This is a genomic window from Chitinophaga oryzae, assembly GCF_012516375.2.
In the GTDB taxonomy this organism is placed as follows: domain Bacteria; phylum Bacteroidota; class Bacteroidia; order Chitinophagales; family Chitinophagaceae; genus Chitinophaga; species Chitinophaga oryzae.
This window is the reverse complement of record NZ_CP051204.2, coordinates 213,402-226,037: the sequence shown is the minus strand read 5'-3', so window position 1 is coordinate 226,037 and position 12,636 is coordinate 213,402. Positions and strand designations below refer to the sequence as shown.

At 50.1% G+C, this 12,636-nt stretch carries 11 protein-coding genes; 6 read left to right on the top strand and 5 right to left on the bottom strand.

The annotated features are described in order from the left end of the window. Positions 1-30 precede the first annotated feature (30 nt). Complete coding sequence (locus HF324_RS00935; RefSeq protein ID WP_168808583.1) at positions 31-1,470, bottom strand: sensor histidine kinase; 1,440 nt, start codon at positions 1,468-1,470, stop codon at positions 31-33. Between the two features lie 190 nt (positions 1,471-1,660). Here HF324_RS00935 and HF324_RS00930 point away from each other — a divergent pair, with 190 nt between their 5' ends. Then, a complete protein-coding gene (locus tag HF324_RS00930) occupies positions 1,661-2,467 on the top strand; it encodes a GLPGLI family protein (RefSeq protein WP_168861764.1) in 807 nt (268 codons plus the stop codon). Positions 2,468-2,506: 39 nt separating this feature from the next. Continuing rightward, the gene (locus HF324_RS00925; RefSeq protein WP_168808579.1) at positions 2,507-5,371 is read left to right on the top strand and encodes an outer membrane beta-barrel protein; all 2,865 of its coding nucleotides are present in this window, start codon (positions 2,507-2,509) and stop codon (positions 5,369-5,371) included. 88 nt (positions 5,372-5,459) lie between these two features. On the opposite strand, the gene HF324_RS00920 is transcribed toward HF324_RS00925, so the two are convergent. Next, positions 5,460-5,744 (bottom strand): hypothetical protein, encoded by a 285-nt coding sequence (locus HF324_RS00920; RefSeq protein WP_078669638.1) that lies wholly within the window; start codon positions 5,742-5,744, stop codon positions 5,460-5,462. 200 nt (positions 5,745-5,944) lie between these two features. On the opposite strand from HF324_RS00920, the gene HF324_RS00915 reads away from it, so the two are divergent. Then, the gene (locus HF324_RS00915; RefSeq protein ID WP_168808577.1) at positions 5,945-6,841 is read left to right on the top strand and encodes a hydroxypyruvate isomerase family protein; all 897 of its coding nucleotides are present in this window, start codon (positions 5,945-5,947) and stop codon (positions 6,839-6,841) included. 258 nt (positions 6,842-7,099) lie between these two features. Beyond that, complete coding sequence (locus tag HF324_RS00910; RefSeq protein WP_168808575.1) at positions 7,100-8,560, top strand: amino acid permease; 1,461 nt, start codon at positions 7,100-7,102, stop codon at positions 8,558-8,560. On the opposite strand, the gene HF324_RS00905 is transcribed toward HF324_RS00910, so the two are convergent. The 3 genes from HF324_RS00905 to mqnC all read right to left on the bottom strand — a co-directional run bounded on the left by HF324_RS00905 (position 8,554) and on the right by mqnC (position 11,264). After that, positions 8,554-9,099, bottom strand: coding sequence for a GNAT family N-acetyltransferase (locus HF324_RS00905; protein ID WP_168808572.1), 546 nt, complete (start codon positions 9,097-9,099; stop codon positions 8,554-8,556). The genes HF324_RS00910 and HF324_RS00905 overlap by 7 nt on opposite strands. Before the next feature lie 149 nt (positions 9,100-9,248). Beyond that, positions 9,249-9,875, bottom strand: coding sequence for a hypothetical protein (locus HF324_RS00900; protein ID WP_168861763.1), 627 nt, complete (start codon positions 9,873-9,875; stop codon positions 9,249-9,251). Positions 9,876-10,139: 264 nt separating this feature from the next. Continuing rightward, positions 10,140-11,264 carry a cyclic dehypoxanthinyl futalosine synthase gene (gene mqnC / locus HF324_RS00895; protein WP_168808568.1) on the bottom strand — a complete coding sequence of 375 codons (1,125 nt, stop codon included), beginning with the start codon at positions 11,262-11,264 and terminating at the stop codon, positions 10,140-10,142. A 131-nt stretch (positions 11,265-11,395) separates the two neighbouring features. On the opposite strand from mqnC, the gene HF324_RS00890 reads away from it, so the two are divergent. Then, positions 11,396-11,557: a hypothetical protein gene (locus HF324_RS00890; RefSeq protein ID WP_168861762.1), complete on the top strand. Its 162-nt coding sequence runs from the start codon at positions 11,396-11,398 to the stop codon at positions 11,555-11,557. Continuing rightward, entirely contained in the window at positions 11,557-12,627 is a 1,071-nt protein-coding gene (locus HF324_RS00885; RefSeq protein WP_168861761.1) for an aspartyl protease family protein, read from the top strand. The genes HF324_RS00890 and HF324_RS00885 overlap by 1 nt, the downstream gene beginning before the upstream one ends. The last annotated feature ends 9 nt before the right edge of the window (positions 12,628-12,636 follow it).

Genomic DNA, 12,636 nt, shown 5'->3' with positions numbered 1-12,636 from the left:
CCTGAAGCCCCCTGATTGTCGCTCCGGGCTTCAGCCCCGGGACAACGGAATATTGATCGTGAACTCCGTCCCTTTGTCCGGCTCACTATGCACCCGGATGGTGCCGCCATGCATCTCCACTATCTTTTTCACATAACTCAGGCCCAGTCCGAAACCTTTCACGTTATGCAGGTCGCCGGTAGGTACCCGGAAAAATTTATCAAAGATATTCTCCTGGTACACCCGGGGGATGCCAATACCATTATCCCTTACCCTGATCTTCAATATACCGTTCTCTTCGCTGCAGCTGATATACAACTGCACCTGCTCCCCGGAATACTTGATGGCATTGTCCACGAGGTTATTGATGGCGTTGGACAAATGGGTTTTATCTACATAAACAGTGGGGCGGGTCAACTTGTTGTCATACCGCACCTGCAGCACTTTCGTCGCTTTCAGTTGATGGTTCGTCAGGATATTATCGATCACTTCGTTGAGGTCTGTTTCCTCGCGGAACAACTCAAAGTCCTCTTTCTCTTCTGCGGCAATGTGCAATACCTTTTCCACCAGATCGGACAGCCGTTGCAGTTCATTTTTGGAAATATCCAGGTAAGTCTGCGTTTTGCGCTGATCGTTCAGCGCATTGAAGTTCTGCAGCGCTTCTACCGCCGCAGATACGGTGGCTATCGGCGTCTTCAGCTCATGGGTCATGTTATTGATAAAATCGTTCTTCACCTCCGACAGTCTTTTCTGTTTGAGGATAGTACGCAGCATATATACGAAACACAGCACAGTCAGTACCAGCAGCGCCACAGAGCTCACCAGCGTCCAGAGCATTTTCTGCAGGATGAACTGCAGCGGCGACTCGAAGCTGGCCTGCACAAACAGGTTGCTGGCAGGATTGAAAGGTATCTTGGATGTTTGCCGGGGCTCTCTTTTCCGGATGCTGTCGCGGAAGCTCTCCCTTTCAAAACCGCTGTAACTCATGTGAAAAGTGTCCAGTTGATACGGGGTGGCTATCTGGCGGTTATGGAGTTCAGCACGGAAAACGGAGTCCAGTTTCCTGAGATTGGCGCTGTCGTTGCGGTTATTGCCGGCGATCAGGAATTCGGAGATCTGACGGGCGAGGGTATCGACATAAATGCGGGCGGTAACATCTCCCTTGATACTGTCTGGCGGAGGCAGAGGGCCGGGTGGCATGTCGCCCGGGCCATGCCGGTGCCGGCCGTCATGCCGGTTTATCCGCAGCATCACCATACGGGCGCTGTCTTTTGCCCTGTAATAACGATAGCTGCGCATATCCGGGAACTGCCGGTGCACATCGGAGAACTGTTTGTTGAATACCGCTGTCCGCAAGGCATCATTGATCTCCTTGCTGAACTGCTCCTGCCGGATGCGGTAGGAATTGTACACCCAGTATCCCTGGAAGAGAAAGATCCCGAGGATACAGCTGCACATGAGGATAAGGATGTTTCGGATTCGTTGCCGCATCAATCATATTTATATCGTTACAAAACTATCTATTCCGGCGCTAAAGGGGCGAAATCCTTAACAGTAATTAACAGTAGATAAGCCTATTTAACGCTGGTAGATAACCTTTAACAGTAAATAACAGTAAATAAAGCTTTTTAACGCAAAAAGAAACGGGGAAGCGGGATTTTTGCCGGTAAAATCAGCAACCATGAAAGGTATATCCCGGATCATTATGAGCGCAGCCCTGGCGCTGCCTTTTTCACAGCCGCTGCTGGCGCAGCAGTCAGGCACTATTGTTTACGAGGTGACTGCTAAAACAGACCCCGAACGGATGCGCGGGTTCCAGCGCGGCGGTGGCGACGGCGATGACGCCCCGCAGATCCCCGACGTGATCACCTTCAAACAAACCCTTACTTTTAATAACGGCCATGCCAAACTGGCCACAGAAAGACCCGACTTTGGCAATGGCGGCGGCCGCTGGGGTGGCAGAGCCCGCAGAGACACCAGCAACGCGCCGGCACAAGGGCCCGGCCCCGGCCAGCGCAGAATGGGTGGCATGATGGGCCGCGGCAACACACAGTACTTCGACCTGGCCAATAAAAAAGTCATCCATGTTTTCAGCACCTTCGGCGAAGACCGCAAAACCTACTACAGCGAAGAAGACTTTATCGTTGCCGCTGATACCAAAACCAGCGAAAAGACAAAGAAAATAGCCGGCTATACCTGTAAAAAAGCCACTGTAAAGCTGAAAGATGATACCTATACAGTATGGTACACCACGGAACTGCCGTTCAGCTTTTCCCCCATCAACGGATTATTGCCGGAAGCCAACGCCGTAGTACTGGTAGCCGAAGGCGGCAAACGTGCTTTCAACGCCTCCAGCGTAAACCTGCAGGCCGTTACAGATACTGACCTCAGTATCCCCGCAGGAGCGGAGAAAATCAGCCAGGAACAAATGCGGGATATCAGGCAACAGGAGATGGAGAAATTACGTAAGCGGCAACCCCAAATGTAAAAATTCATCCTATCTTACCTTTTTGCGCGAACCTCCATTATGAAAAAAATTATACAGCTCTTGCTGGTACTGAGTTTGGGAGTCATCTGCTCCCAGGCTCAGGCACAGCAAGGAAAGATTAAGGGACAGTTAACAGATCAAAGCACCAGGGAAGCCATGCCCGCGGCCACTGTGGTATTATTGCACGCCAAAGACTCTACCGTAGCCAGTACAGCCATCACCGACAACAAAGGGAATTTCGAGATCACTAATATCGCCAACGGCGACTATCGCCTCTTTATCAGCTTCCTCGGCTATAAAGCCATCAATAAACCCGTAAAAATCACGGAAGAAACACCATCGCTCACACTGGGCACACTGGGCATGGAACTCAAAGGCGTAAACCTCAACGCCGTAGAAATCAAAGATGAAAAACCACCCATCGTGGTGAAAAAAGATACCCTCGAATTTAATGCAGATGCCTTCAAAACCCGCGATAACGCGGTAGTGGAAGACCTGCTCAAAAAACTGCCCGGCGTCACCGTGGATAAAGACGGGGCCATCACGGCGCAAGGAGAAACGGTTACCAAAGTATACGTGGACGGCAAACCGTTCTTCGGTACAGACCCTAAAATGGCCACCAAAAATCTGCCTGCCAATATCATCGACAAAGTACAGATCATCGATAAAAAATCCGATCAGGCTGAATTCACTAAAATCGATGACGGGCAGACAGAAAAAGCAATCAACATCACCATTAAAAAAGATAAAAAGAAAGGCCTGTTTGGCCGCGCCTCCGCAGGCTACGGTACGGACGACCGCTTCTCCACCGCGTTTAACATCAACCGCTTCCGCGATAATCAGCAAATGAGCCTCATCGGCGGCGGCAATAACATTAACAGTACCGGCTACTCGGTCCGCGACCAGATGAGCTTCAGTCCCGCCGGCGGCGGCGGTGGCGGGGGCCGCGGGAGAGGTGGCCGAGGCGGCGGTGGCATGATCGTTACACAGGGTGGCGGCGGCGGCAACGCTAACCCCGGCATCACCCGCAACTGGAACGCAGGCCTCAACTTCAGCGAAGACTTCAGCAAAAAAGTGCAGTTCAGCGGCAGCTACTTCTTTAACGATACCAAAAACAACCTGGCGCAACAAACTTCCAGGCAAACCTTCGCCGGCAACAGCACCACCTTCTATAACGAAAATTCCGCCTCGCAGACAGACAACAGCAACAACCGCCTCGACGCCCGCGTGGAATACGAAATAGACTCCATGCACTCCCTGGTGTTTTCACCTTCCTATTCCCTTACAAACGGCAACAGCTTCAGCTCCCGCGACTACCAGACGCTGAACAACAACAAGGACACGGTCAACAAAGGCACTACCACCAACGACGGCCAGGGCAACAATCAGAATATCGGCGGATCACTGCTGTTCAGAAAACGGTTTAAAACACCCGGCCGATCCCTCAGCCTCAACCTGACATACAATACCAGCATTAATGATCAGCAGAACTTCAACAAGTCCAGCGTGTATTATTTTGCCAATGACAGCCTGTCAACATTCAATCAGAACAACCAGATCAATACCACCAGCAAAAATGCCGGCGCCAACCTCACGTACACCGAGCCTTTAGGCAGGGATAAATATCTCGAAGCCAACTATGGCTTTACCAACTATAAAAGCGATAGTAAAAAATATACGTACGACTATGATGAAGGCAAAGGCATATACGATCAGCTCAACGATTCACTGAGCAACGCTTTCACCAACAATACGCTCAATCAGCAGGCCGGCCTGGCTTTCCGTACTACCAGGCTGAAGTACGATTACTCTATCGGGCTGAACGTGCTGTTCAATAATCTCGATAACACCACCTATTCTTTCCGTACAAAAAGAGACAGCCTCATTCATCAGCGGACTGTTAACTTCGCACCCAATGCCAGCTTCAACTACACGTTCGCGAAGAACAAACGGTTACGCATAAACTATAACGGTAACACCCAGCAGCCTACCGTACAACAGCTGCAACCTGTACCGGACAACAGTAATGCGTTGTATGTCCAGGAAGGTAACCCCGACCTGAAACCGTCTTTCAATAATACCCTGCGCATTAACTATAACCAGTTCAACAATACGACGTTCAGGGGTATGTTTGCCATGCTGAGAGGATCTTTCGGCTCCAACAAAATCGTCAACTCCACCCGGCTGGACACCGCTACAGGAAAGACTTTCAGCAAACCGGTAAACGTGAATGGCTATTACAGCATTAACGGTATGTTGCATAACTCCATCCCGCTGTCACGCACACCCGGCCAGAACCTGAATACCGGCACCATGATCGGCTACAGCCGCGATGTAAACATGACACAGGGCGTAATGAACTATAAAAGCACGTTTCAGCTGACGCAATCCGTGAACGTAAGCTATATGTATAAAGAGCTGTTCGACGCAGCCCTGGGCGGCAGCGTAAACTATAACGCCACCTCCTATACGTTGCCGTCTACTCCCAACACACAGTACTTTGACTATAACTTCAATGCCGATGTAAATTTCAATCTGCCGCTGGGCTTCATGGTGGGCTCGGACATTACCTGCACGCTCAGCAGAGGCCGTACTGCTGGCTATAACCTGACTTCCACCATGTGGAACGCCAACATATCCAAGTATGTGTTCCCGAAAAAACAAGGTATGATCAGGATACAGGGCTTCGACCTGCTGCGGCAGTACGTAGCGGTTTCCCGCGATGTGAGCGATAACTACATTGAAGACGTTCGTTCCAATGTGCTGCAGCAGTACTTTATGGTCAGCTTTACTTATTTCCTCAATAAGTTCGGTGGTAATAACAAAGGGAACAATGCAGAGAGAGGTATGCGGATGATGGGGCCTCGCGGAGGACAGGGAGGATTCAGGGTGAACCACTTTTAAAATTTTTTGATTTTCGATTTTTTGATTTGGGAATTTTTGTACACCCACAATCTCAAAATCAAAAAATCGAAAATCAAAAAATTTAAAGTTACCGCATAGAAACGGTCCTTCTGCCCGCCCAGATACGCTTTACAATCCACGCCACGGTGAAGGTGGGGATAAAATCCGTTCCGGGAAACAGTTCTTCCAAAAAGTTAAAGGCACTACCAAAAGTACCAACGGGGCCACCAAACATACGGTAAAAGATAATTGCTGAAATCGGGGCCCAGATCACATCGCTGACATCACCTAAAACAGGTACGGCATAACTCGCACAACCAATCAGGTCCATCAGGATACAGAGCCATAAACTTGGGGTATATTTTTTTTCCATTTCAACCTCCGCTTTTCAATACATAAACAAAATGCTTACCAAAATAAGATTGCTGCTTTAAAGGTAAGATTTTCAGTCCGTTTGCCTTCAAAAAAACTGTGACAACCTGTCGGAGCCCTTTCCTGTTGCGAAGTTGCAGTAAGTGTTGCAAATACGCTTATTTTCAATTAAATTGATGCCACTTAAAGCACACTGAAATTATGCACGAGGAAAACTCCCGCCGCGACATGATCAAAAAAGTAGCGACTATGGCACTGGCATCTACCGCCTTATCTTCCCTTTCAGAAAGGGTAGCGGCTCACGACAAAACCGTTGGAGAACCGCTGAAAGGAAAAATCAACCACTCTGTATGTGCGTGGTGTTATGACGATATTTCGCTGGCCGATCTCTGCGTGGCCGCCAAAAAGATCGGCATTCCGTCAATCGACCTGGTAGACCCGAAGGATTTCGCCGTTCTGAAAAAACATGACATGACCTGCGCCATGGTGGCCAGCAACGGTCCGGAATGGGGCATCACCCGGGGATTCAACAACCCTGCCCATCACGATAAACTGGAAACCTATTTCCGGCATTATATCGATGAAACAGCCAAAGCCGGTTTCTCCAATCTCATCTGCTTCTCCGGCAATCGCAATGGCCTCAGCGACGAGCAGGGGATCGCCAACTGCACGAAAGGACTGCAGCGTATTATCAGCTACGCGGAAAAGAAAAAAGTAACCCTCGTGATGGAGCTGCTGAACAGCAAAGTAGATCACCATGACTATCAGTGCGACCATACCGCCTGGGGCGTAGCGCTCTGTAAATCAGTAGGTTCCGAAAACTTTAAACTGTTGTACGATATCTACCATATGCAGATCATGGAAGGAGACGTTATCCGCAACATCCGTGATCATCATCAATACATCGCGCACTACCATACCGGCGGCGTTCCCGGTCGTCATGAAATAGACGAAACCCAGGAACTGTATTACCCCGCTATCATGAAAGCCATCCACGAAACAGGCTTCAAAGGATACGTGGCGCAGGAGTTCATTCCGTCCCGTCCCGATAAACTGGCTTCCCTGAACAATGCCGTTCATATCTGCGACATCGCATAAAAGATTTGGGGATTTTGGAATTTTTTGATGTCGGAATTTCGGGGAAACATGAATGCGGAGACCGGGCAACAATAGTAAATTTTTAAACTATTTATTATTGTTTGGTTTCGAGTATCAACCTTTATCATCATCCCCGAAATTCCAACATCAAAAAATCAAAAAATCCCAAAATCAAATAAAAAAATGTCCCCAATGACCAAATAGCCAAATATTAGCTACTTTTGCGCCCAATTAGTCCACCAAACAAGTAGGGTATTAATGAAGCAATACTACAAAAAACCACTGGCCTGGCTCTTACAGGAGTCCGGAGAAGAGGGCAGTCATGGCCTGAAACGTACGCTGAGCGGCTTTCAGCTGGTCATGCTGGGCCTCGGGGTTATCATTGGCGCCGGCCTGTTTTCCCTGACAGGCCTGGCAGCAGGCAACAACGCCGGTCCGGCAGTCACCATCTCCTTTGTGGTGGCAGCGGTAGGCTGTGCTTTCGCAGGCTTGTGTTATGCTGAATTTGCCGCTATGATCCCCGTCGCAGGCAGCGCCTACACCTACGCTTATACCACCATGGGCGAGATGCTCGCCTGGATTATAGGCTGGGACCTGGTGCTGGAATTTTCCGTGGGCGCCGCCACCGTATCTATCAGCTGGTCCAACTACCTGGTGGAATTCCTTGCCGGCTATGGCATCTACCTGCCGCCCCGGCTGGTGCATTCCCCATTTGAAACGATCACGCTTCCCGGCGGGGAAGTAGTACACGGGTTGTTTAATCTGCCCGCGGCACTGGTAGTCATCCTGATGTCCTATATCCTGATGCGCGGCACCAAAGGTTCCGCTATCTGGAATGCCGTGGTGGTATCTCTCAAGGTGGGTGTGGTACTGGTATTTATAGCCCTTGGGTGGAAGTATGTACAGCCGGCCAACCTGGTGCCTTATATCCCTAAGAATACGGGGGAACTGGGCCATTTCGGCTGGTCAGGCATCCTGCGGGGAGCAGGGGTGGTTTTCTTTGTCTTCCTCGGTTTCGATATCGTGAGCACCGCTGCGCAGGAAACCAAAAACCCCAAGCGTAACATGCCTATCGGCATTCTTGGCTCTCTGGCCATCTGCACCGTGCTGTTTATATTGTTTTCTCATGTAATGACAGGTCTCGCTCCTTACACCGAGTTCAAAAACAGCGGCGCCCCGGTAGCCATCGCCATATCCCACACACCTTTCAAATGGCTGGGACAATTGGTGGTACTCGCCATTATCATCGGCTATACTTCGGTGATCATGGTAGATCTCTGGGGTCAGTCACGCGTATTCTATTCGATGTCTAAAGACGGGCTGCTGCCTGAAATATTCTCGGAAATACATCCCCGCTTCCGCACCCCGTGGAAGTCAAACATCCTCTTCTGTGTTTTCATCAGCATATTTGCCGCGCTGGTACCTATCAAGGTGGTAGGGGAGATGACCAGCATCGGCACGCTGCTGGCCTTTGTCATTGTATGCGCCGGCGTATGGATACTGCGCTATACCATGCCCGACGCGCCGCGGCCATTCAAAACACCCTGGGTGCCTTTTGTGCCTGTCATGGGCATTCTCACCTGTGTGGGTATGATGGTGTTCCTTCCGCTGGATACATGGCTACGGCTGATTATCTGGATGGCGATAGGGATGGTGATCTATTTCTGCTACGGCAAAAAACACAGCCGGGTAAGGCGGGAACTCAACGCCGGTCAGTAATGCTTCCAGTCCTGCCGCAGCACGCCCATCACAACCATGTCCACATACTGGCCATGCAGCTTGGCGTTGTGCCGCAGGATACCTTCGCGGGTAAATCCCAGCTTAATAGGGATTTGCCCGCTACGCTCGTTCTGTAACACGAACCGGATCTCAATTTTATTTAACCGCAGTTTTTTGAAAGCATAGGTGATCAGCGCCCGGCAGGCTGCTGTGGCAATGCCTTTCCCCTGAAAAGCTTCTCCCACCCAATATCCGATTTCCGCTTTTTGTACCTGGTGGTCCCACCCGTGAAGGTCCATCACCCCGCATAAATGGTGCTGGTACCAAATGCCCAGCGCAATGGCTTCCTGTTCTTCCGCTTTGCGCTGCATCATCTGAATAAAACGGGCGCTGTGTTCTTCATTGGTATTGTAATCCACCCAGGGCAGGAACTTACGCAGGCTTTTCCGGGAGGCATCCAGCTGTTTATATACCAGTGGGGCGTCCTGCATGGTGAGTTGCCGCAGATAAAGATCTTCATTGACAGGTATATCTAACATAACCGGAATTAAAGTGGGGGATAAACCTACGAATAAAATTATGATTTGCGAATTTATTGATGATGAATCGCTGACAAAATAAAAGGCAGATCAATAATGATCTGCCGTCATTTTTATCACACTTAAAATCTGTCTTTTATCCGCTGTTATTAGTTTTGTGCCAGCAGGTTTCTCTTCGTCATATCTTTCACTACCTGCTGTGCATACAACACCGCCATTCTTGCAGTGGACGGCGGGTCAAAAGATTGTGATTGTACAGAGTACAGCAACTGGCCGCTCTTCAGGTCGTACAGGTTGCCTTCCCACTGATACCTGGTGCTGTAGGTAACATACCCGGGACCATAATACGTATTATACCAACGGGAATAGTAAGGCCAGAATCCCCAGTAACCATAAGGAGCGTAGGCATATCCCGGCGTATAGCTTTTTTCCCTGCCTTTATCTACCATGACGATGGTCAGGACCTGGCCGACATCGCTACCCTGAAGCTTTCTGACAGCCTGTTTTTCGCCCATTTTCATAAACTCGCCGGGACCGAATTCCTGTAACGCGGAAACGGCGTTATACCCCTTGCGCCTGAATTCTGCTACGGTGAAATCCTCCATCTGGCTTCTAAGGGCACGGTCTTTCTGGGGTACCAGCGCCATCACCATTATTTTCTGATCTTTCCGTAACTGTTGCGCATTATTGGCGCGCCAGGAAGAAGTAACTTTCGTACTGCACGCAGCCAAAGCCATTATCACTAATCCTGACAATATTAAACCCAGCTTTTTCATGGTTTCCTCCTTGTTTTTGCGTTATACCTGTTAGACGTGGCAGGGAGGAAAATGTAACAGCGACAAAATAGTTTTAACATTCCTATAACTGTGAGATCATGATTACTGCAGATTTGCGAAGATCATAGCACGACATAAACGAGATAAAAGAAGGCAAGCTCAGATATAAAAAAAGACATGCCCCGGAGGCATGTCTTTTTTTATATCTGAGTTTCTATTACGCCATGATCTTCGCAAATCTGCAGTAATCATGGCCATCAAAGTTTAGTAGTTAATCACCTGCTCTTCGATAGCGGCCGGTAATTCGCGGAACTGGTACAGTTGCGTACGCAGCTGCGGTTCAAAACCAGCTTCCCGGATAGCGTCCTGCATGGTGCGGTAGGTAAAGCGGTGTGGTGCGCCGGCAGCGCTCACCACGTTCTCCTCGATCATGATGGAGCCGAAATCGTTGGCGCCGGCATGGAGGCACAGTTGCGCTACCTGTTTACCGACAGTGAGCCAGGATGCTTGTATGTTTTTAACATTGGGCAGCATAATACGGCTCATAGCGATCATGCGGATATACTCTTCGGCGGTGGTCATGTTATGTACCCCGCGGATCTTGGCCAGCAGCGTGTCTACGTCCTGGAAAGTCCAGGGGATGAAGGCGGTGAAGCCGTAGTGTCCTTCGGGTTTTTCGCTCTGTACCTGACGGATGTCCACCAGGTGTTCGAAGCGTTCCATCACCGTTTCCACGTGACCGAACATCATGGTGGCAGAGGAGGCTATATTCAGCTTATGCGCTGCCCGCATCACGTCCAGCCATTCCTGTGCGCCGCATTTGCCTTTGGAGATCAGCCGGCGTACGCGGTCATTCAGAATTTCGGCACCGGCGCCGGGAAGGCTGTCCATGCCCGCTTCCTGCAGCGCGCGCAGCACTTCGATATGGGTGCTTTTCTCCAGTTTGGTGATGTGCGCTACTTCCGGGGGCCCCAGTGTATGCAACCGCAGGGTAGGGTATAGCTTCTTCAGTTCCCTGAACAGGTTGGTATAGAAGCTCAGCCCCAGTTCCGGGTGATGCCCGCCCTGTAACAACAGCTGGTCGCCGCCGTATTTCAGGGTCTCGTCTATCTTGCGTTTATATTCCTCTATGTCGGTAATATAGGCTTCGGCATGGCCCGGTATGCGGTAAAAGTTGCAAAACTTACAGTTGGCCGTGCACACGTTGGTCGTGTTCACGTTTCTGTCTATCTGCCAGGTCACCTTCCCATGCGGCACCTGCTGCTTACGTAACTCGTTGGCTATATGCATCAGTTCTGCCAGCGGTGCATTCTCAAACATGTACACCCCTTCTTCTGCTGTCAGAAACTCAAACTGCTGCGCCTTTTGATATAAATCCTGAAGTACCATATGCTTTTTTCTAATCGCTGAATAACCCGACAAAGGTAGTATATCGCACAATAACAGCGGGTAATAAAAATATTTTATATGTAGCGTATTAAACATTAAATTTAGGCAAATGATCCCCTTGCATCACCTGTATGCCTAAACCAAATCTGTTACTCGCCGCGCTGCTCTCCTTAGCAGCCATAGCCGGTCTTTATCAACCAGTATCTGCCGGAAATGCCATCCAGGAGAATGACACCACTCAGCAATCTGTGTTCATCACCCGCTTTAAATTCAAACAATACTACGGGGCGTAGTGGTTATCTCGGCCACACTGGACAACATCCCGGACACGCTTCAGTTTATCCTCGACACCGGCAGCGCCGGCATTTCACTGGATACCGCCACCTGTGTCAGGCTTGGCATCCCCCTAACGCCTACCGACAAGGTGGTGAAAGGACTCGGCGCCGCCAAAACCGTCTCTTTCGCCATGGGGCACTCCCTGAAGCTACCCGGGCTGACAGTAGACAGCCTCAACTTCCATGTCAATGATTATGAACTGATTAGCCAGGTATACGGTATACAGGTGGATGGTATCATCGGCTACAGTTTCCTCAGCCGCTATATCGTAACGGTAGACTATGATACGGAAGAAATTATCGTTAACACCAAAGGCCGTTATGCCTATCCGAGAGGCGGGCAACTCCTGCGCCCTTCGCTCACCCAGATACCACTGATCACAGCACCGCTGCGCAACGAGCGGAAAACGGTCACCAACCGCTACTACTTTGATACCGGGGCCGGCATGTGCCTGCTGCTCTCCACCCAGTTTGTGAAAGACAGTGCGCTGATCACCAGGCAACGCAGAGCCCGGAAAATTATTCAGACGGAAGCACAGGGCCTGGGCGGCAAAATGCAGATGTCACTTACCACCGTGCAGGAGTTCCGTATCGGCAACTACTCCTTCCGGAACGTGCCGACCTACATCTTCGACGACCGGACCAACATCACGGCCTATCCCTTCCTCGGCGGCATGATCGGCAACGACCTGCTGCGCCGCTTCAATATTACGCTCAACTACAGCAAAAAAGAGATATACCTGATGCCCAATACCCATTACAAAGACATGTTCGACTACTCCTATACCGGCCTTATCATCTACCTGATCGACGGCCGGGTGGAAGTAACGGACATCATCAAAGGGTCCCCGGCAGAAAAAGCCGGTATCCATAAGGGCGATATCATCATGGCTGTCAACAACAATCTCGGCTCCAACCTCCAGGTGTTCCGCGAACTGCTCAAAAATGTAGGCACTAAGGCCACCCTGCTGATTGCCAGGGATAATGAACTGTTAATTAAAAAGTTGCCAATAAAAAGCATTCTTTAACGTTATTTG

Coding starts and splice junctions, on each gene's coding strand:
- HF324_RS00905 (WP_168808572.1), bottom strand. CDS start 9,099: ATGTTAGATATACCTGTCAATGAAGATCTTTATCTGCGGCAACTCACC.
- mqnC (WP_168808568.1), bottom strand. CDS start 11,264: ATGGTACTTCAGGATTTATATCAAAAGGCGCAGCAGTTTGAGTTTCTG.
- HF324_RS00935 (WP_168808583.1), bottom strand. CDS start 1,470: ATGCGGCAACGAATCCGAAACATCCTTATCCTCATGTGCAGCTGTATC.
- HF324_RS00925 (WP_168808579.1), top strand. CDS start 2,507: ATGAAAAAAATTATACAGCTCTTGCTGGTACTGAGTTTGGGAGTCATC.
- HF324_RS00900 (WP_168861763.1), bottom strand. CDS start 9,875: ATGAAAAAGCTGGGTTTAATATTGTCAGGATTAGTGATAATGGCTTTG.
- HF324_RS00920 (WP_078669638.1), bottom strand. CDS start 5,744: ATGGAAAAAAAATATACCCCAAGTTTATGGCTCTGTATCCTGATGGAC.
- HF324_RS00910 (WP_168808575.1), top strand. CDS start 7,100: ATGAAGCAATACTACAAAAAACCACTGGCCTGGCTCTTACAGGAGTCC.
- HF324_RS00890 (WP_168861762.1), top strand. CDS start 11,396: ATGCCTAAACCAAATCTGTTACTCGCCGCGCTGCTCTCCTTAGCAGCC.
- HF324_RS00930 (WP_168861764.1), top strand. CDS start 1,661: ATGAAAGGTATATCCCGGATCATTATGAGCGCAGCCCTGGCGCTGCCT.
- HF324_RS00915 (WP_168808577.1), top strand. CDS start 5,945: ATGCACGAGGAAAACTCCCGCCGCGACATGATCAAAAAAGTAGCGACT.